This window comes from Allobosea sp. CRIB-10, assembly GCF_900112185.1.
Taxonomy (GTDB): Bacteria; Pseudomonadota; Alphaproteobacteria; order Rhizobiales; family Beijerinckiaceae; genus Allobosea.
The window spans coordinates 213,263-231,290 of sequence record NZ_FOKP01000006.1; the positions used below are offsets into that span (position 1 = coordinate 213,263).

Consider the following 18,028-nt stretch of genomic DNA (forward strand, 5'->3'; position numbering starts at 1 on the left):
CTGCTTCCTCCCGTCACTGCGCCGCGCGCGCGAAGGAATGCGGCAGCTCGGGACTGAGCCAGCGCATCTGCGTGATCTTGCCGGCGGCGTCGGTCTCGAAGCGCAGGCGGACGAACGGCTCTCCGCCGGACATCTCGGCTGGCGCGACGAAGGCGCCGGTCGGCGCGAGGCGAGCCTGGAACAGGTAGGGATCGTCCTTGTTCGGCTCGAGCAGAAGCTGCGCCTCGGTCTTCTCCAGCGTCAGGCCGAGCTTGCCGTCCGCGAGGACTATGGTGGCGTCGCCCAGGATCGGTGAGGCGTAGCTGCCGGCGAAGCCGGTGGCGAGCGGCGAGAGCGGGCCGGGCACGAAGCCGGCCGCTTCAGCTCGCGCCGCCTCGCGGCGTGTTTTCAACGCGGCTGCGCCGAGCGCGATATTGTCGACGACGGGATTGCCGAGCACGCGGTCGTAGAACCACATCGCCAGCGAATCCGGCATGCCGCCATTCTCGAGATTGGTCAGGATGACGATGCCGGTCTTGCCGTCGGGCAGGAAGCCGGCATGGGCGCCGAAGCCGGCGGTGCCGCCATTGTGCCAGATGATCCGGCCGCGCGGCGTCGCGGTCGCGACCCAGCCGACGGCATAGGAGGTGCGCTCGTTCATGGCGACGCGCGGCGTCCAGGTGACGTCGAGATTGTCCTCGGAGACCAGGACCTTGCCCTCGAACTGGCCGCGGCCGAGCTGCAGGCGCAGCCACTTCGCCATGTCGGGGATGTTGGAGTTCAGCGCCCCGGCCGGGCCCATCGCATAGGGGAAGGACGGGTGGAAAGGCACCGGAATGGGCTTGTTGGCGAGGCGGTGGCCCTGTGCATGGTTGGGGGCGGCTGTGATCGCTTCGGCGGTCGCTGTGGTCGCGCCCATGCCAAGCGGGGTGAGCAGGCTCTGCTGCAGTGAGTCGGTCCAGGACGGCGCGCCATTGACCTTGGCGACGATCTCGCCGCCGACAATGTGCGGGATGTTGAGGTAGCGGAAATCCGAGCGGAACATACCGAGCTGCGGCGCGACGCGCAGCGAGCGGATCAATGTCTGCTTGTCGTAGCCGAGCATGGTCAGCGCGTCGTTGACGTATGCCGTCAGGCCGGAGCGCTGGGCGGCGAGGTCGAGCACGCGGAAATCGCGGGTGACCCAGGGATCGGCGAGCTGGAATTCCGGGACATGGTCGATGACGGGATCGTTCCAGCCGAGCCGGCCGGCATCGACCGCCTGCGCGAGCGTCGTGGCGAGGAAAGCCTTGGTGGTCGAGCCGACCTGGAAGATCGTCTCCGGCGTGACCTGGTCCGGCTTGCCGAGCTCACGGACGCCGAAGCCCTTGGCGTAGATCAGCTTGTCGTCATGGACGATGCCGATGGCGAGGCCCGGCACCGAGAAGGCCTTCATGCCCTCAGTGACCTGCTTCTCGAAGTCCGGCAGCAGCGCTTCGATCGAAGCCTGGCTGGGCTGCTGCGCGCTTGTGTCCGAGATGCCGGAGATGGCGGCGAGGCCGACCAGGAGCGCGGCTCTGATGATGCTCTTCATCCACTGCCCCCTAGGCATCGCAAAGGCCGACCGATCATGCTGCCGAAAGCGGGCAAGCCGGCCGGCGGCGCCAAGATCACATGCCATGTTCTGACCTTAGGTAAACGGGATCAGGAGATTGTGACGGGATCGGCGCTCGTTCCGAGAGATCGTTTTGCCGGGCAGAAAGGCGAGCTTTCCGCCGCCCTCTGGGTGGAAGGGGTTCCGCTCGGGGATCGCTCACCCGATCGTTCGCCTCCCAATCCCCGATCCTTCCCCGCAAGAGGGAGGGGAGGGAACCTGCGACTGGCTGCAGCGATGCGGCTTGATGTCGAGCAGCGGCGTGCCGTCGAGACAATCGAGCCCGCGCACGAGCAAGGTCGCCCCCTCGACGCTCTCCAGCTTCACCCGGGACAACGCGATCGGGTTCGGCCGCACCGGCGAGCGTAGCGCGAAAGTACCGAGCGTGCCGCCGCCGCGCGGCGTCTGCGTCAGCAGGTCACGCCTGGCCTCGTGCATCCAATAGAGCAGATCGAGCTCGGCGAAGGCTTCGATGCCTTTGAGCGCGGCATGCCAATACGCGTCGATCTCGACCCGGCAAAGGGGCCCGTCCTGCCGGCCCTGGCGCGGACAATCGTCACGCGTCGCGAAGGGGGTGCGGATGCGGCCGATGAAGACGAGGCGGGCGTCGGCCCGGTCGGGCAAAGGCGCTTCGGTCTCGCCTGGCCGGGTCGCTTGCCAATCCATCATTCGATCCGCCCTGCCATCACTCGCGCGGCAGGCCTGGGGCGACGAAGCCGTGCCTCGCCAGGATGCGCTGCCCGTCGGGCGAGAGGATGAACATGGCGAGCCGATAGGCGTTCGGCGAGGCACCGTTCAGCACCGTCAGCCCGTAATCGGCGCCGACCAGCAGGTTCGCCGGCAATCGGACCATGCGGATGCCAGGCTGCTCGCGGGCGATCGGATCGGCATTGGTGCAGTAGCCGAGGAACAGGTCGGCGGCGCCGGTCGCCAGCAGGTGGCCGGCGGCGTTGCGGCCGGGCGGGGGCGGGGCGCTGTTCGGGCCGCCGACGAGCTGCAGCGCCTTGGCCTCCAGCGCCGCCCTGGCGCCGGTCTTGAGCGCCTCGGCCTTGGCGAAGATGTGCCAGGCATAGTCGCCGGAAGGATCGGCACGTGGCGTCGAGGTGCCGAGCTTGACCTTGGAATCGAGCATGTGGGCGAGCAGCGTGTTGCTGGTCACGTTCAGCCCCGGACGCGCGAAGGCGCAGGTCTCGTTGCGGACGAAGAGCGCGACCGGGCCGGCCTTGCCGTCCTTCGCCAGCATGGGCGGGTGCTCCATGTTCGCCGAGGCGAAGACCTCTGCCGGCTCGCCCTTGGCGAGAGCCTCGCGAAGCAGGCCGGAGGGGCGGAAGCTGGTCTTGACCGGGATGCCGGCCGAGGTCTCGAAAGCCTGCGCGACTTCGGTCAGGGCGTTCTTGAGACTGCCGGCGGCATGGAGCAGGACCGGCTTCTGGACCTGCTGTGCGGATGTGAATGCAGGCCACAGGCTGACCAGGATGACAAGAGCGAGCCTGCGGATCATGTCATGCCCCGGTTTGCCCGGCATCAGCGAAGACAGGCTGCGGGCGGTCAATCTCGTCGCCAGGGCGCCGCATGCGGCGTCCAGCGAGGTTGCTCGATCCGGACCGTACCGGTTGAACGGGCGCTTGTCGCCCTCCGACAGGACACGCCGGACGGCGTCATTCATTCCTACGAAACAAGCTTGCAAATTGGGCCGTCGATTGCAGCGCCTCTTGCGCTGGCGGAGGTTTATTCTTTCAACCGGCTGCCAAGGCGGCTGAGCAGGCAAGGACCCTCCCGTGACGATCGATCTCGACAAGCTCGCGCAAGAGATGACGGGCTGGCGGCGCGACCTGCACACCCATCCGGAATTCGGCTTCGAAGAGAGGCGCACCAGCGCCTTCGTCGCCGGCAAGCTGCGCGAATTCGGGCTGGACGATGTCGCCGAGGGCATCGGGGGCACCGGCGTCGTCGGCACGCTGACGCGCGGCAGCGGCAACCGGGCGATCGCATTGCGGGCCGACATGGACGCGCTGCGCATATCCGAGCAAAGCGAGCTGCCATACCGTTCGGGCAATCCCGGCGTGATGCATGCCTGCGGCCATGACGGGCACACCGCCATGCTGCTCGGCGCGGCGAAGCTGCTGGCGGAGGAGGGCGGTTTCGACGGCACGGTGCGCTTCGTCTTCCAGCCGGCCGAGGAATGGGGGCGTGGCGCACTCGCCATGCTCGCCGACGGGCTGATGGAGCGCTTCCCGTTCGAGGAGATCTACGGGCTGCACAATGCGCCGGGGCTGACGGTCGGCAAGTTCCAGACGCGTTGCGGGCCGATCATGTCGGCGGAGGACAATTTCGAGATCGTCCTCACCGGCGTCGGTGGTCACGCCGCCCGCCCGCATGCCGGCAACGAGACGCTGGTCGCTGCCTGCGCCTTGGTCACCAGCCTGCAGACCATCGTCTCGCGGCGCCTGAGCCCGGCTGAGATCGCCGTGGTCTCGGTAACCGAGCTGATCACCGACGGCACCCGCAACGCCTTGCCGGGCCAGGCGCGCATTCTCGGCGACGCCCGCAGCTTCCGCCCGGAGGTCAGCGCCGATATCGAAGCGCAGATGCGCGTCATCAGCGAAGGCATCGCCCGCGCCTACAATGTCGAGCAGTCGGTGAGCTATACGCGGGAATTCGTGCCGCTGCTCAACCAGCCGGCTCAGACCGAAGCGGCGCTGGAGGCGGCGCGGGCGGTGCTCGGGACTGAGAATGTCTCGGCCGTCTCCGAACCCTTCACCGGCTCGGAGGACTTCGCCCGCTTCCTCGATCATGTCCCGGGCTGCTTCTCCTTCGTCGGCAATGGCGACAGCGCACCACTGCACAACCCGCGCTATGATTTCGACGACGCAGGGTTGATCCACGGCGCGCGTTTCCACGCCGAGATCGTCAGGCGCCGGCTGGCTGTCGCGTGATGACCAACCCTGCTGGAGAAGAGCTTGGCAAAATGCGCACACGACCTGCGGTCCCCAGCGACGCGGAAGCGATGAGCGCGGTGCTGCGCGCCATCATCGCCGCATATGGGCGAGAGCGCCCCAGCGATCCCGATTTCGTTCTTTCGACCTATATCGCCCATCCCGATCGCGTCGCCTGCACGGTCGCGCTCGACGAGGCCGGAACGGTCGTCGGTTTCCAGTCCCTGCGCCGGGCGCGGCCTGGCGATCCCTATGGGACGCCGGATGGCTGGGGGAGCATCGGAACGCATGTCTCGCCGCGCGCCGGCCGGAAGGGCGTCGGCACGGCGCTGTTCGCGGTCACGCGGCAGGCTGCTTCGGAAGCGGGCATCGGCCGGATCGACGCTGCGATCCGCGACGACAATCCTCTGGGCCTTGCCTATTACGAGGCGCGAGGCTTCCGGACCCACCGAATCGAGAATGGTGTGGTCCACAAGGTCTACACGGTGTCAGAGGGCTGACGAGCGGCCCTGGTATCGTCGCCAAACACAGACCTTGTGCACATATTCCCGGTCGCGTTCGGCCTCGCCGAAGGGCGCGACGGGCCAGAGCCAGCTTTCGTCCTCCTTCGGCAGGGCGACCCCGTACATCAGGTCGAGCCGGTCATGGATCGCTCCGCCGCGGTCGCGCTCAACCATCTCGACATCGCTGATCAGGCAGACATGGCCCTCGAAGCGGGCGAGGTCGTCAAGATGCCAGGCGATGCAGCGGCCCGGGAGATCGTCGGGCAAAGCGGCGGCTCGGGCTGGGTTGTCCTCCAGCCATTCGGCCACCGGCCAGGCGAGCTGCGAAAGCAGGTTGGCGGAGATCACAAGATCGACGCTGCCGTCGTTGGCGAGGTCGGCGAGCGGGTCCTGCCGGCTTTCCGCCTCGCCGGCCAGCCAGGCCATCGCGCCGGTGAGATCGCGGCTGACGAGGATGACCTTCGGTCGCCGCCAGAGCTTAAGGCGCAGCAGCGGCAGATGGACGATGTCGACGAGCACGACCTCGTCGAAGCTCGCGCAGAGGGCCTCCAGCGGGATGTCGCGAGCGGGGCCGGAGCCGAGCACCACGACCTTGCGACGTCGGGGCAGGGCGGCTGCGATGTCGGCGATGATGGCGCGGCAGCGCGCCTGATGCGGCTCCCAGGCCTTGCGCTGGCGGAGGCCGCGCGACCAGAGGGCGATGCCTTCTCGCAGCAGGCCGAACCGGCGCGCCAGTGGCGCAGCCGGCGTCAGGGCTCGCAGCGTCAGCTCCGCCAGCACGGCTAGCTGAGCGCGCCGCGCGCCGCGACCGGCCAGACAGCCTCGACATGCGCGTCGGCGCCGCCGAGGCCGCGCACGCAGACATACCAGTCATGCAGGTTGACGGTCGGGTCGCAATGGCCGGGCACGAGCAGAACACGGTCGCCGCGATGCGGCACGGCGACGGGGTCGCCGGTCAGGATGCCGTGCTCGTCGGAGGGTTTGGTGTAGATCACGCCGTCGCGGCGCCAAGGCACCGGCATGCCGGAATCGACCGCCGCCGCCTTGTGGCCGGCATCGACGATGGCGCGGTCCGGCACCGGCTTGCTCATCACCCCGGCGAGCACAAACAGCGCGTGCTGAAAGGTGTGGAAGGGCGAGCCGTCTGCCATGCGGTTCCTGGCGTAGTCGGCATCCATGAAGATGTAGGAGCCGCATTGCAGCTCGTTCCAGACGCCGGAACGGCTCTCCAGCTCGAAGGTGCCGGTGCCGGCCCCGCCGACGGTCTCGCAGGCGAGCCCGGCCTGGGCCAGACGCTCGATCGCATTGCGGGCGAGCAGACCGGCGCGTTCGATCGCCTCGCTGCGCTCGTCGATCGAGCGCATGTGCTGGGCCGAGCCGTGATAGGCCTGCACGCCGCGAAAGCGCAGCGTGTTGCTGCGCGCCACCGCCTCGGCCAGCCGGACCGCCGCCTCGCCGGGCGCGACGCCGCAGCGGCGCCCGCCGATGTCGAGCTCGACCAGCACGTCGAGGACGACATCGTGGCGGGCTGCCGCTTCGGCGGCCTCGCGCACGCCGTCGATATGGTCGACGCACAGCCCGATGCGGGCGTCACGGGCGAGCTTGGCGAGCCGGTCGAGCTTGGCCGCGCCGGCGATCTCGTTGGTGACGAGCACGTCGGTGACGCCGCCGGCGACCAGAACCTCCGCCTCGCCGACCTTCTGGCAGCATTGCCCGACTGCGCCATGGGCGATCTGACGCAGCGCGATCTCCGGGCTCTTATGCGTCTTGGCATGCGGACGCAGGCGCATGCCGCTCGCCTCGGCGAAGGCCGCCATGGTGACGAGATTCCGCTCGAAGGCGTCGAGATCGATGATCAGAGCGGGAGTGTCGATCTCGGCGAAGGACTGTCCGGGCCGGGCCGGCGGAGAAAGGGGCATGAGCTCTCGAATCTGATGAATCATTCCGAGGCTATCGGACGTCAGCTTCGTGTCCGGAGCAAGACCGGCAGTGGCGCTCGCATGGCGGCCATGTTAGGCCGCGCCCCATGAAGATCGGCCACGTCACCGACGATACCTTTGCGCTCTTCGTCAGAATCTGGCGCGAGCGTGGGCGGCAATACCTGCCGCAGCTCATCGGCATCCTTGCCCTCGTCGTGGTCATCGCTGCGACGACGAGCCTCTATCCGCTTCTGATCAAGGCGGCGTTCGACGCCTTCGCCGATCCGCTGACGGCCGAGGCCACCGGCTTCGTCCGCCGCGCCGAGCGCTTGGTGTCGAAATCACTCGGCATCGAGATCGGCGTCGTCAACGCCGTCGCCGTGGTCGTGGTGATCGTCACCGCGATCAAGGGTTTCTCGCTGCTGTCGCAGACGGTGATGACCAACAGCGTCGTCAGCCGGATCGAGGCCGACATGCAGAGCGCGCTCTACGATCATCTGATCGACGCCGATCTCGCGCAGCTCCAACGGGAAAATCCCGCCTCGCTCACCCAGCGCTTCACCACCGACTTCACCTTCGTCAAGGAGGCGCTGACCCGGCTGGTCAACATCGCGGTCCGCGACGTGATGACGACGATCGCGCTGGTCGGCGCCATGCTCTGGATCGACTGGAAGATGACGGCCGTCGTGCTGCTGATCGCGCCGGTCGTCGCCCGGCCGATCGGCCGGATCGGCAAGAAGCTGCGCCGGATGGCGACGTCGCAGCAAGAGCAGACCGGCCTCATGGCGGGCCTGGTCACCGAGAGCCTGCAGGGCGCGCGCGTCGCCAAGACCGATTCGCTCGAGCCCTATCTGAAGGGCCGTGCCCGCGCCGCCTTCGAGACGATTCGGACCCTGAAGATGAAGGCGGCCAATGCTCGCGGCCGGCTCGATCCGCTGCTCGAGGTCGCCGGTGGGCTTGCGGTCGCCGGCGTGCTCGCCGCGATCGGCGTGCGCATCACCTCGGGCAGCTCCACGGTCGGCGACTTCACCGGCTATGTCTCGGCGCTGCTGCTGGCGGCGCAGCCGATGCGCTCGCTCGGCAACCTCAATGCCATCGTCCAGGAGGCCGGCGCCTCGCTGAAGCGCTATTATGCGCTGATCGACGAGAAGCCGCTCATCATCGAACGCCCGGATGCCAGGCCGCTAGCGGTGAATGGCGGCGAGGTCGCCTTTCGCGACCTGCGCTTCCGCTATCGTGACGACCAGCGCGGCCTCGAAGGCATCGATCTCGTCGCCGAGGCCGGCAAGACCACGGCCCTGGTCGGTCGCTCCGGCTCGGGCAAATCGACGATGCTGGCGCTGGTGCCCCGGCTCTACGATCCCACCGAGGGGCGGGTCGAGATCGATGGACAGGATATCCGCGACGTGACCTTGCGCAGCCTGCGCGGCCAGATCGGCGTGGTCAGCCAGGATGTGGTGCTGTTCGACGACACGGTGCGCGCCAATATCGGCTTCGGCCGTCCCGGTGCGAGCGAGAACGACATCGTCGCGGCGGCCAGGGCGGCGGCGGCGCACGACTTCATCATGGCGATGCCGGACGGCTATGACACCAGGGTCGGCGAGCGCGGCTCGCGGCTTTCCGGCGGCGAGCGCCAGCGTCTCGCCATAGCCCGCGCCATCCTGAAGGACGCGCCGATCCTGCTGCTCGACGAGGCGACGAGTGCGCTCGACACCCAGTCGGAGCGGCTGGTGCAGCAGGCGCTGGCGAAGCTGATGAAGGGCCGGACCACGCTCGTCATCGCGCACCGGCTCTCGACCGTGCGCGAGGCCGACCAGATCGTCGTGCTCGAGGAAGGCAAGGTGATCGAGACCGGTGACCATGACGGACTGGTCGCCCGCGACGGCGCCTATGCGCGGCTCTACCGGCTGCAATTCGCGGAGGACTAGAGCGATTCGCCTGGAGACCGAGCGCCTTATTCTTGACCTGCACGGCCTCGAGCATTTCGAGCCGCTGCGCGAGATGTGGGCCGATGCGACGGTGGTGCATCATATCGGCCAGCCCTCGAGCGCGCAGGAGGCCTGGATGCGTCTCCTGCGCTATCGCGGGCTCTGGCCGCTGCTGGGCTACGGCTATTGGGCGCTGACCGAGAAGGCCAGCGGGCGCTTCGTCGGCGATCTCGGCTTCGCCGATTTCCACCGGGCGATCGAGCCGTCGATCCGTGGCGTTCCGGAGGCCGGCTGGGTGCTCGCGAGCTGGGCGCATGGCCAGGGGTTTGCGAGCGAGGCCCTCGCCGCGGCACTGGACTGGCTCGATGCGCAAGGCATTCATGAAAGCTCGGTTTGCCTGATCGCGCCGGAGAACGAGCCGTCGCTTCGACTTGCCCTCCGCTTTGGATTCAGCAACGAGCGCGCCGTGAGCTTCCTGGGGCAGGAGACTTTGCTGCTTCGGCGTCCGCGGTCGGTCTGGCAATGAGGTCGTGAGCCGGCTCTGATGCAAGCATGGCGGGCATGCGGCGCGCGCGGGCAACTGCTGACAGGACTTGCCACATTCCGCTGACAGTGTGCTGTCCTGAATATTTGAAAGAGATTTTCCGTGACGACCTCGACTACTGTCGCCGTGCCGGCGCGCAAGGCCACACGCCGCGAATGGCTGGGCCTGATCGCTATCGCCTTCCCCTGCATGATCTATTCCATGGACCTGACGGTGCTGAACCTGGCGGTTCCGACGCTGACGCGTGAGCTCAAGCCTTCCGCAGGCGAGCTGCTCTGGATCATCGACATCTACGGCTTCATGGTCGCCGGCTTCCTGATGACCATGGGCACGCTCGGCGACCGCATCGGCCGGCGCAAGCTCCTGCTGATCGGAGCGGCCGCATTCGGCGTCGCCTCGGCGGTCGCCGCCTTCTCGACCAGCACCGAGATGCTGATCGTGATGCGGGCGCTGCTCGGCATCGCCGGGGCGACGCTGGCGCCCTCGACGCTCTCGCTGATCGCGGTGATGTTCGAGGACGAGACCGAGCGCACCTTCGCGATCTCGATGTGGATCGCCAGCTTCTCGGCCGGCGCCGTGATCGGCCCGCTGATCGGCGGCGCGCTGATCGAGTATTTCTGGTGGGGTTCGGTCTTCCTGATCGCGGTGCCGCCGATGCTGATCCTGCTGGTGATCGGCCCGATTCTGCTGCCGGAGTACAAGGCGCCCCAGGCGGGCAGGCTCGACCTCGCCAGCGCCTTGCTCTCGTTGGCGACGATCCTGCCGGTCATCTACGGGGTGAAGCACTGGGCCGAGTTCGGGCTCTCGGCCTATGTGCTTAGCTTCATCGTCGTCGGCCTCGTGCTCGGCGTCGTCTTCGCGCGCCGGCAGAAGCAACTCGCCGATCCGATGGTCGATCTGACGCTGTTCGGGATTCCGGCGTTCCGGGCCGCGCTGGCGATCAACCTCGCCGGCATCATGGTGATGTTCGGCAGCTTCATCTTCATGGCGCAGTATCTCCAGCTCGTCGCCGGGCTGACGCCGCTTGAGGCGGGCCTCTGGTCACTGCCCTCGGCAATCGCCTTCACGCTCGCCTCGTTCGCGGTGACGCCGCTGACCCTGCGCTTCAAGCCGGCGACGCTGATGGCCGGCGGCATGGTGCTCTCGGGTCTCGGCTTCGCCTGGCTCGCCTTCGCGCCGAATCTTGTCCAGATTGTTGCCTCCTCGATCGTGTTCTCGATCGGCTTCACGCCGGTGGTCGCGCTGACGACCGGTATCGTGGTCGGTTCGGCGCCGCAGGAGCGGGCCGGTGCAGCCTCGGCCATGTCCGAGACCAGCATCGAACTCGGCGGCGCGCTCGGCATCGCCGTTTTCGGTAGCCTCGGCACGGCGCTCTATCGCCGGGGCATGTCGGATCTGTCGGTCGCGGGCGTGGACGGCGCGGTGCTGGCGCCGGCACGTTCGACGCTCGGCGGAGCGCTGGCGACGGCCGAGCGGCTGGCGCCGGACCAGTCGGCGCATCTGCTTCGGGCGGCGCGCGAGGCCTTCATGACCGGTTTCCATGCGGTCGCGCTGATCGCGATCGCCGGCATGGTCTTCTGCCTCGCGGTGGCGTTGACGACCTTGCGCGACGCAAGGCCCTCAGGGGCGCATTGACGCCTTTCAGGGCTCGCGCAGCAGCGCTTCGGCCGCGGCCGGGAAGCCGCGGAAGGAGAGCGGCAGTGCGACCTCGCGCTTGGCGGCGTCGAGATAGCGCATCTGGCCGGCTTCGCCGAAGCCACGCCAGCGCTTCAGCGCATCATCGCTCAGGCTGGCTTCAGCGAAGCAGCCGCCGGGCAGGCAGCGCTGGAAGATTGCGACCGCTTCGTCCTTGTCCGCGACGGTGACGCGAACGCTCACCTTGTCGCCGAGCGACAGGTTCGGCGGCACCTGGATAACCAGCTTGATCGGCTCGTCTTTGACCGGCCGGCCGATCGCGACGAGGGCGATCGGGCCGCGCTGGCCCTGCTGCTCCAGGGTCTGGACGATCTCGCAGATCCGGGCTGCGACGCTCTGCTGGCAGCGCATCACCCAGTCGCCATAGGTCGCGGTGGTGTTGTCGGGCTGGGAGATGGCGCCGGGCGCAGGCGCGGTTTGCGCCGGGGCCGGCCGCTGGGCAGGGGCGGGGCGTTGGGCCTGCGCAACTGCAGGGCCGGCGAGCACCGACAGGGCGATGATCGTCAAGGGTCTGAGCATGGAGGCATCCGGAAGACTGCGACAGCGTCGAGTTCAAGGCGAAGATCGCGCAGGACGCAAGCCGGGACTGTGAACGGCTGTCAAGGATGCCAGCCGGTCTCCTCGGCAGGGGCCTCGTCCTTGGCCTCCTGCGCGCGCGCTTCCTCGACCACGGCGAAGACGGCGCGCAGTGCCGCCTCGACACCTTCGCCCGATGCGGCCGACAGAGCGATCGGCGTGCGGCCACAGGCGCGCTTCAGGCGGGCGAGCTGTTCCTTGCGCACCTCCGGCGTCAGCGCGTCGACCTTGGAGAGCGCGACGATCTCGGGCTTCTCGTCGAGCTCGGCGCCATAGGCGGCGAGCTCCTTGCGCACGGTCTTGTAGGCCTTGCCGGCATGCTCGCTGGTGCCTTCGACCAGATGCAGCAGCACGCGGCAGCGTTCGATATGGCCGAGGAAGCGGTCGCCGAGGCCATGGCCCTCATGCGCGCCCTCGATCAGGCCGGGAATGTCGGCGAGCACCATCTCGCGCGCATCGACGCGGACGACGCCGAGGCCGGGGTGGAGCGTGGTGAAGGGATAGTCGGCGATTTTCGGCTTCGCCGCCGTCACCGTGGCGAGGAAGGTCGACTTGCCGGCATTGGGCAGGCCGACCAGGCCGGCATCGGCGATCAGCTTGAGCCGCAGCCAGACCCAGCGCTCCTCACCCGGCAGGCCGGGATTGGCATGGCGCGGCGCCTGATTGGTCGAGGTCTTGAAATAGGCGTTGCCGAAGCCGCCATTGCCGCCCTTGCACAGCACGAAGCGCTGGCCGGGCTCGGTCAGGTCGGCGATCAGCGTCTCGCCGTCCTCGTCGAGGATCTCGGTACCCGGCGGGACCTTGAGCACGATCGGCGGGCCATTGGCGCCGTGCCGGTCCTTGCCCATGCCGTGCTCGCCGATCCTGGCCTTGAAGTGCTGCTGGAAGCGGAAGTCGATCAGCGTGTTCAGGCCCTGCACGCATTCGACCACGACGTCGCCGCCGCGTCCGCCATCGCCACCATTGGGCCCGCCGAACTCGATGAACTTCTCGCGCCGGAACGAGACGCAGCCGGCGCCGCCGTCGCCGGCCTTCACATAGATCTTGGCTTGGTCGAGGAATTTCATGGAGGAGTAGGTAGTCGCATGAGCGCGGGAGAGCAATGCGTCGTGCGCGTCTCAGGACGGTCCGAAGCGCGCTTCATGCAGAATTATGTTGCAGTGCAGCAACGAATGCCCATCTCGGACGTTGTCACCCGCCAGCGCCACTCCGGCAGCTGACGACACAAGGGCCATGACGATGCGAAAGCTCTCCGACACGATCGCCCGACTCTCGGCCTACCGTACGCAGCTGGGGGCCGGGGCGGGCGTCGATGCGCCGGGCCGCCTCGGCACCTTGCCGGAGTTCGGCAGCAATCCCGGGGCGCTGCTCGCACGGACCCATCTTCCGCCCGAGCTTCCTGCCGGCGCGCCTCTCGTCGTGGTGCTGCATGGCTGCACCCAGACCGCGTCCGGCTACGACCTGGGCTCCGGCTGGTCGACGCTGGCCGATCGCGACGGCTTCGCGCTGCTGTTTCCCGAGCAGCAGCGCGCCAACAATGCCAATCTCTGCTTCAACTGGTTCGAGCCGGGCGATACGCAGCGCGGCAGGGGCGAGGCGCTGTCGATCAGCCGGATGATCGAAACGATGATCACGCGCCACGGCCTCGACCGGCGCCGCGTGTTCATCACCGGCTTGTCGGCCGGTGGAGCCATGGCTGCCGTCATGCTTGCGACCTATCCGGAGCTCTTCGCCGGCGGCGCGATCATCGCCGGACTGCCCTATGGGGTGGCTGCGACGATCCCCGAGGCGTTCGACCGCATGCGGGCCCATGGGCTGCCTGGGGAGAAAAGGCTGCAGGATCTGGTGCGCTCCGCATCCCGGCATGAAGGCGCTTGGCCGACGATCTCGATCTGGCAGGGCAGCGCCGACCGCACCGTCAGTCCCGCCAATGCCGCAGCATTGATCACGCAATGGCGCGGCGTTCACAGCTTGCGCTCCGAGCCATCGGCAAGCGAAGTGGTGGACGGCCAGCGGCGCCGGGTCTGGCGTGACGCGGGTGGCCGCGACCTGGTCGAGGAGTACAGCATCGCCGGAATGGGCCACGGCACGCCGATCGCCGGCGACGTTATCGGCCGACCGGGGCCGTATATGCTGGCTGCCGGCATTTCCTCGACGCAGCGGATCGCGGGTTTCTGGGGGCTGGCGGCCGATGAGGCCGGGAAGGCGAGGCCAGAGGTGAAAACGCCGGCTGTTCCGCTCCCGGTACAAGAGCCTGCCATGGCCGCCGGTCCGGCGCGGCAGGAGCTTGAACGGCCGCGCGAGACCAACAAGTGGGCTGCGCCACCTGCAGCCGCCGGCGTGCGCAAGATCATCGAGGATGCACTGCGTTCGGCCGGGCTGATGCGGTGACCAAATTGCCGGTCCCGCCCGAGGGCGGGACCGGACGCTTCAAGCCATGCAGGGCTCTTCGCTGAAGCGCTCCGCCTGCTGCTGCTGTTCGGCTGCCGGCAGCGGCGCCCAGCCGGAGGCGCTCCAGCTCTTCAGCGCCGACCAGGTCGAGCGATCGAGCCGGAACTGCTCGCAGGGAAAGAGCCCGCCGCGTGCCGGCAGCGACTTGAGGAAGGAGCCTTCCTGCCGGAAGCCGCTCTTCTCCAGCACCCGGCGCGAGGCCGGGTTGATGACGCGGGTGTCGGCCTCGATCGCATCGATCTCGACCAGCGAGAACATCGTGTCGATCAGCGCCTGCACCGCCTCGGTGGCATAGCCCTTGTTCCAATGCGGCGTGCCGAGCCAGTAGCCGATGAAGGGCCGCCCGCTCGCCTGCTTGTGCGCGCCGATCATGCCGATCAGCTCGTTCGGCTTCTCGCGCGGGGTGATCGCCAGCACGAGATGCTCGCCGAGCGCATTGCCCTTGCGGGTGGCGAAGACGAAGGGATCGACCGCCTGAGTCGGATAGGGATGCGGGATCGCCGCGGTCATCTCGGCCACGGCCTTCTCGCCGGCGAGGCGCAGGATGGCGGTGGCGTCGGCGATCCGCGGCCAGCGCAGCCACAGCCGCCTGGTCTCGAGCCGGAAGACGTCGTCTCTCGTCAATTCGGGGAACATCTTGGTCTCTCCGTCGGCGCAAACGAAAGGGGGAGCTGGGCTTTGGTCCCATCTCCCCCTCGCTTGACCTTCGGGAAACCCGTTTGGGGTTCTTATTCCCTTGATCCGTCCGGTTCGATGGAACCGGCGGATCGAGAACATTCCCTATCCGCCGTTTATTCTGCGGCCTCTTGGGCCGGGACTACGTTCACGAAAGCTCGGCCGAGCTTCGTCGTGAATCGGACGCGACCGTTCGACGTGGCAAAGAGCGTATGGTCTTTGCCCATGCCGACGTTCACGCCGGCGTGCCATTTGGTGCCGCGTTGACGAATGATGATGTTGCCGGCCACGACCGCCTGGTCGCCGAAACGCTTCACGCCGAGACGCTTGCTTTCGGAGTCGCGCCCGTTGCGCGACGAACCGCCTGCCTTTTTGTGAGCCATAACGCCCTACCTCAAAAACTCTTCAGTCCATGTAACCCGAATCGGCGGCAAAAGCCACCCCGACCGGGCGTGAAGCTGCGCGGTGCCTGTCAGCGCCGGTCAGTAGTCCTCGCCGGAAGCGAGCTCGGCCTGGTCGGCCTTGGCCCGCGGCGGCTTGCCGGCAAGCAGCTCCTTGGCCTGCTCGACCCACTCCTCGCGGGTGGCGCGGCCACGCAGCTTGAGCTCTTCGTCCCACTTGGCGACGTCGGCCTCGGTCCAGGCGGCGATGTCGTTCCAGGAGGTGATGCCGGCGGCGCGCAGCTTCTTCTCGATGGTCGGGCCGACGCCCGAGATCAGCGAGAGGTTGGAAGCGTCGAGGCCCTCGGCCTTCTCAGCCTTGGCGGCCTTCGGCGCAGCCTTGCCCTTGACGGCTTCGCTGCCGGCCTTGAGCGCGACGGGAGCGGCTTCGCCCTTCTTCATCTCCGGCTTCTTGCCGCCGGTGAGGATGTCGGTGATGCGCACCACGGTCAGCTCGGCGCGGAAGCCGCGCTTGCGCTTGGAATTCTGGCGACGGCGCTTCTTGAAGGCGATGACCTTCTCGCCCCGGGCCTGCTCGACGATCTCGCCGGCAACGGTGATGTCGCCGAGGAAGGGAGCGCCGATCGTCGACTTCTCGCCATCGGTCAGCATCAGGACGGAGCCGAAAGCGACGGTGTCGCCCGGGTTGCCCTCGATCTTGGCGACGGTGATGCGGTCGTTGGCGGCGACGCGGAACTGCTTGCCGCCGGTCTTGATGACTGCGAACATCTTAGTGTTCTCCATGTTGAGCCCCGCCCGGTCATGTGCCCAAAAGGGCGCACGCGGGACGGCTTTTTGGCAGTCGGTTGCGTGGTCGGGTTTGCTCTTGAAGCTCGCTGCTCTTGCCGTATCGAAGCGGCGCGGTCGGCGGCGGCCAAAAGAGATCAGGCGCGGGTTTCCCCACGCCGGACGCGGCTTCCTAGTCGCGCAGGGGCGAGCCGTCAAGGAAAAGCAGCATGGCGGCGAAGGATTTCAGGGCGATGACGGTGTTGTGGACGCATCGCGTCGGAAAGGCTTGTGCCGGGCGGATGCAATGTGTAGTAAGCACCCCGCCTCGACCAGAGCGACCGCGGACAGGTGGCAGAGTGGTTGAATGCACCGCACTCGAAATGCGGCATACCTGCAAGGGTATCGGGGGTTCAAATCCCTCCCTGTCCGCCACTCTCTAGCTCTATGATATTGAAATCGCTCAGGAAGTTATGGGGCGATGAGTCGTCACCACACCAATTACCCCACCGGGCGAATTTGTTTGGCGGTCAGCCGCATCCACAATCGCTCGCGAAACCCGGCTCCACTGCGCCTTCGTTGCCGCTGCACCCTGCCCGTAGCTTTCGCCAGCCTCCAGTCCGAGAGATTCGCAGGTCACGGGTGGCATAAAGGCGCTGTCGTCGGCGAGCGCAACGCAGACCCGGTCTAGAGCGACGATCAGCAGTCCGGGCGAAGAAGCTTCTATCTCTTCTTCGCGGGGAAGGCTGACGAGCGAGCGGAACGCCCGCCGCAGTGTCGGCTTGTCAGCGCCGCCGATGGCGTCGGTGATGTCGTGCACCTTCATGTCACCCCCCGCCTTGTCGGTGCTGGTAGCCCCATTGCTCGGCCTCCCCATCGAAGTCGGCGATGCCGTTGTCATCGGGCTCGCCCTCGTCGTCACACTGGCCGCCCTCGTCCTCGCATTGGGCGCCTTCATCCTCGCAATCGCCGTCGAACTGATCCATGAAGGCGATGATAGAGCCTGCTATCGCATCGAGTCGGCGACGGATGCCGGGCGCGCTGTAGGTGCAGCGCCTGAGTTGGGCTGCGACCTCGCCCAAGATCAGGAGCACGTCGCGAGCTTCGGCGGCGGTCAGCTCTTCAGCTTCATGGGGCTGAGCGAACAGCGGGAAAATGTTCTCAGCTGCGAGGCTCATGACCGCGCTCCCGCTTCGACGCGCGCCTTGAAGGCGACCGCAAAGGGCCATTCGCGATCCATCTCGAGATCGGCACAGCAGGCCCAACGGTGGGGGTGTACGCCGAAGCTGGCTTCGTCTCGCCAACGGGCGGCGTACCAGTTGGGCCACCCAGGCACGGCCTCGAAAGTCGCGCCGCAGCGATCGAGACAGGCCATGACGCGAGGACCCGTTTGGCCTCGGCTTCGACTTCATGATCGTAGATGGCAGCGCCGATCAGCGGCGCCTCGCGCAATAGCTGCTGGCGGTTCATGCGCGGCGCTCCAGCGGAATGACGCGCTTGCCGATGACCAAGCTGACCATCGACGTAGACCACCGGCAGGTGGCCGTAGAAGCTGAAGGTCGGAAGGCTGATGGGCTTCACGACGAAGGAGCGCGCGGGCTTGCCCTTGCCGCGCCGGCTATGATGCGAGCAAGGCTCATGCCTGCACCATGGCGCACAGGCTGTCCCGAAGGATGAGCAACGGCTTCAGGACAGCATCGTCGATGTTGTCGCCATCGCGGATCATGATGACATCGAGCATGGCGGCGGCGCCGGTAAGCGTCTGCGGCGCGATCGAATAGCAGCTATCAGAAGCGGCGGCCCAAGCATCGTAATGCTGGTCGATCTCAATATTTAACTGATCGCGTTCGGCGCTTCCGGTTGGCACAAAGTAAAACCGCTCCCAAATTTTCTGCTACGCATCATGAACGCGGCGGAACTGCGCAGAGTGGACTGCCCCCGGTCCGTTAGACATCGCCGACCTATCCTTTGAGCATAGGAGGTTGGTCATGAGTTCGCAGAGATTTGCACCGGAATTCAAGGA

At 67.3% G+C, this 18,028-nt stretch carries 19 protein-coding genes and 1 tRNA gene; 7 read left to right on the plus strand and 13 right to left on the minus strand.

The window, feature by feature from the left end:
* Nucleotides 1-13 precede the first annotated feature (13 nt).
* The 3 genes from BMZ69_RS11090 to BMZ69_RS11100 form a co-directional block, all read right to left on the minus strand.
* Nucleotides 14-1,552, minus strand: a complete 1,539-nt coding sequence (locus BMZ69_RS11090; protein ID WP_175506758.1) for a serine hydrolase — start codon at nucleotides 1,550-1,552, stop codon at nucleotides 14-16.
* Nucleotides 1,553-1,771: 219 nt separating this feature from the next.
* The gene (tsaA, locus tag BMZ69_RS11095) at nucleotides 1,772-2,278 is read right to left on the minus strand and encodes a tRNA (N6-threonylcarbamoyladenosine(37)-N6)-methyltransferase TrmO (RefSeq protein ID WP_092156683.1); all 507 of its coding nucleotides are present in this window, start codon (nucleotides 2,276-2,278) and stop codon (nucleotides 1,772-1,774) included.
* A 19-nt stretch (nucleotides 2,279-2,297) separates the two neighbouring features.
* On the minus strand, nucleotides 2,298-3,164 hold the full coding sequence (locus tag BMZ69_RS11100; protein ID WP_210188015.1) for a molybdate ABC transporter substrate-binding protein: 867 nt from the start codon (nucleotides 3,162-3,164) through the stop codon (nucleotides 2,298-2,300).
* Nucleotides 3,165-3,390: 226 nt separating this feature from the next.
* On the opposite strand from BMZ69_RS11100, the gene BMZ69_RS11105 reads away from it, so the two are divergent.
* Both BMZ69_RS11105 and BMZ69_RS11110 read left to right on the plus strand, forming a co-directional pair.
* Nucleotides 3,391-4,548 (plus strand): M20 aminoacylase family protein, encoded by a 1,158-nt coding sequence (locus BMZ69_RS11105; protein ID WP_175506759.1) that lies wholly within the window; start codon nucleotides 3,391-3,393, stop codon nucleotides 4,546-4,548.
* 32 nt (nucleotides 4,549-4,580) lie between these two features.
* Nucleotides 4,581-5,048 carry a GNAT family N-acetyltransferase gene (locus BMZ69_RS11110; RefSeq protein ID WP_211200695.1) on the plus strand — a complete coding sequence of 156 codons (468 nt, stop codon included), beginning with the start codon at nucleotides 4,581-4,583 and terminating at the stop codon, nucleotides 5,046-5,048.
* Here BMZ69_RS11110 and BMZ69_RS11115 read toward each other — a convergent pair.
* Together BMZ69_RS11115 and BMZ69_RS11120 are read right to left on the minus strand one after the other, a co-directional pair.
* Nucleotides 5,037-5,831: a hypothetical protein gene (locus BMZ69_RS11115; RefSeq protein WP_092156685.1), complete on the minus strand. Its 795-nt coding sequence runs from the start codon at nucleotides 5,829-5,831 to the stop codon at nucleotides 5,037-5,039. The genes BMZ69_RS11110 and BMZ69_RS11115 overlap by 12 nt on opposite strands.
* A 2-nt stretch (nucleotides 5,832-5,833) precedes the next feature.
* Nucleotides 5,834-6,970 (minus strand): DSD1 family PLP-dependent enzyme, encoded by a 1,137-nt coding sequence (locus tag BMZ69_RS11120; RefSeq protein WP_092156713.1) that lies wholly within the window; start codon nucleotides 6,968-6,970, stop codon nucleotides 5,834-5,836.
* A gap of 107 nt (nucleotides 6,971-7,077) precedes the next feature.
* Here BMZ69_RS11120 and BMZ69_RS11125 point away from each other — a divergent pair, with 107 nt between their 5' ends.
* From BMZ69_RS11125 to BMZ69_RS11135, 3 genes are all read left to right on the plus strand, one after another.
* Nucleotides 7,078-8,898 (plus strand): ABC transporter ATP-binding protein, encoded by a 1,821-nt coding sequence (locus BMZ69_RS11125; RefSeq protein WP_092156686.1) that lies wholly within the window; start codon nucleotides 7,078-7,080, stop codon nucleotides 8,896-8,898.
* A complete protein-coding gene (locus BMZ69_RS11130; RefSeq protein WP_092156687.1) occupies nucleotides 8,861-9,424 on the plus strand; it encodes a GNAT family N-acetyltransferase in 564 nt (187 codons plus the stop codon). Before BMZ69_RS11125 ends, BMZ69_RS11130 begins: the two co-directional genes overlap by 38 nt.
* A gap of 120 nt (nucleotides 9,425-9,544) precedes the next feature.
* Complete coding sequence (locus BMZ69_RS11135) at nucleotides 9,545-11,077, plus strand: MFS transporter (protein ID WP_244543316.1); 1,533 nt, start codon at nucleotides 9,545-9,547, stop codon at nucleotides 11,075-11,077.
* A gap of 6 nt (nucleotides 11,078-11,083) precedes the next feature.
* On the opposite strand, the gene BMZ69_RS11140 is transcribed toward BMZ69_RS11135, so the two are convergent.
* Both BMZ69_RS11140 and obgE read right to left on the minus strand, forming a co-directional pair.
* Complete coding sequence (locus tag BMZ69_RS11140) at nucleotides 11,084-11,656, minus strand: invasion associated locus B family protein (protein ID WP_092156688.1); 573 nt, start codon at nucleotides 11,654-11,656, stop codon at nucleotides 11,084-11,086.
* 80 nt (nucleotides 11,657-11,736) lie between these two features.
* The gene (gene obgE / locus BMZ69_RS11145) at nucleotides 11,737-12,780 is read right to left on the minus strand and encodes a GTPase ObgE (protein WP_092156689.1); all 1,044 of its coding nucleotides are present in this window, start codon (nucleotides 12,778-12,780) and stop codon (nucleotides 11,737-11,739) included.
* Between the two features lie 172 nt (nucleotides 12,781-12,952).
* Here obgE and BMZ69_RS11150 point away from each other — a divergent pair, with 172 nt between their 5' ends.
* Nucleotides 12,953-14,104 (plus strand): extracellular catalytic domain type 1 short-chain-length polyhydroxyalkanoate depolymerase, encoded by a 1,152-nt coding sequence (locus tag BMZ69_RS11150; protein WP_092156715.1) that lies wholly within the window; start codon nucleotides 12,953-12,955, stop codon nucleotides 14,102-14,104.
* A 39-nt stretch (nucleotides 14,105-14,143) separates the two neighbouring features.
* Here BMZ69_RS11150 and BMZ69_RS11155 read toward each other — a convergent pair whose 3' ends face one another.
* The 3 genes from BMZ69_RS11155 to BMZ69_RS11165 all read right to left on the minus strand — a co-directional run bounded on the left by BMZ69_RS11155 (nucleotide 14,144) and on the right by BMZ69_RS11165 (nucleotide 16,008).
* On the minus strand, nucleotides 14,144-14,800 hold the full coding sequence (locus BMZ69_RS11155) for a GNAT family N-acetyltransferase (RefSeq protein ID WP_092156690.1): 657 nt from the start codon (nucleotides 14,798-14,800) through the stop codon (nucleotides 14,144-14,146).
* A 155-nt stretch (nucleotides 14,801-14,955) separates the two neighbouring features.
* A complete protein-coding gene (gene rpmA, locus BMZ69_RS11160) occupies nucleotides 14,956-15,222 on the minus strand; it encodes a 50S ribosomal protein L27 (protein ID WP_091842353.1) in 267 nt (88 codons plus the stop codon).
* A 99-nt stretch (nucleotides 15,223-15,321) separates the two neighbouring features.
* Nucleotides 15,322-16,008, minus strand: a complete 687-nt coding sequence (locus BMZ69_RS11165) for a 50S ribosomal protein L21 (protein ID WP_092156691.1) — start codon at nucleotides 16,006-16,008, stop codon at nucleotides 15,322-15,324.
* Between the two features lie 342 nt (nucleotides 16,009-16,350).
* On the opposite strand from BMZ69_RS11165, the gene BMZ69_RS11170 reads away from it, so the two are divergent.
* Nucleotides 16,351-16,440 (plus strand) — tRNA-Ser (locus BMZ69_RS11170).
* A 28-nt stretch (nucleotides 16,441-16,468) separates the two neighbouring features.
* On the opposite strand, the gene BMZ69_RS11175 is transcribed toward BMZ69_RS11170, so the two are convergent.
* From BMZ69_RS11175 to BMZ69_RS11185, 3 genes are all read right to left on the minus strand, one after another.
* Nucleotides 16,469-16,831 (minus strand): hypothetical protein, encoded by a 363-nt coding sequence (locus tag BMZ69_RS11175; protein WP_092156692.1) that lies wholly within the window; start codon nucleotides 16,829-16,831, stop codon nucleotides 16,469-16,471.
* 1 nt (nucleotide 16,832) lies between these two features.
* The gene (locus tag BMZ69_RS11180; protein WP_092156693.1) at nucleotides 16,833-17,183 is read right to left on the minus strand and encodes a hypothetical protein; all 351 of its coding nucleotides are present in this window, start codon (nucleotides 17,181-17,183) and stop codon (nucleotides 16,833-16,835) included.
* A 458-nt stretch (nucleotides 17,184-17,641) separates the two neighbouring features.
* Nucleotides 17,642-17,872, minus strand: coding sequence for a hypothetical protein (locus tag BMZ69_RS11185; protein ID WP_092156694.1), 231 nt, complete (start codon nucleotides 17,870-17,872; stop codon nucleotides 17,642-17,644).
* Between the last annotated feature and the right edge of the window lie 156 nt (nucleotides 17,873-18,028).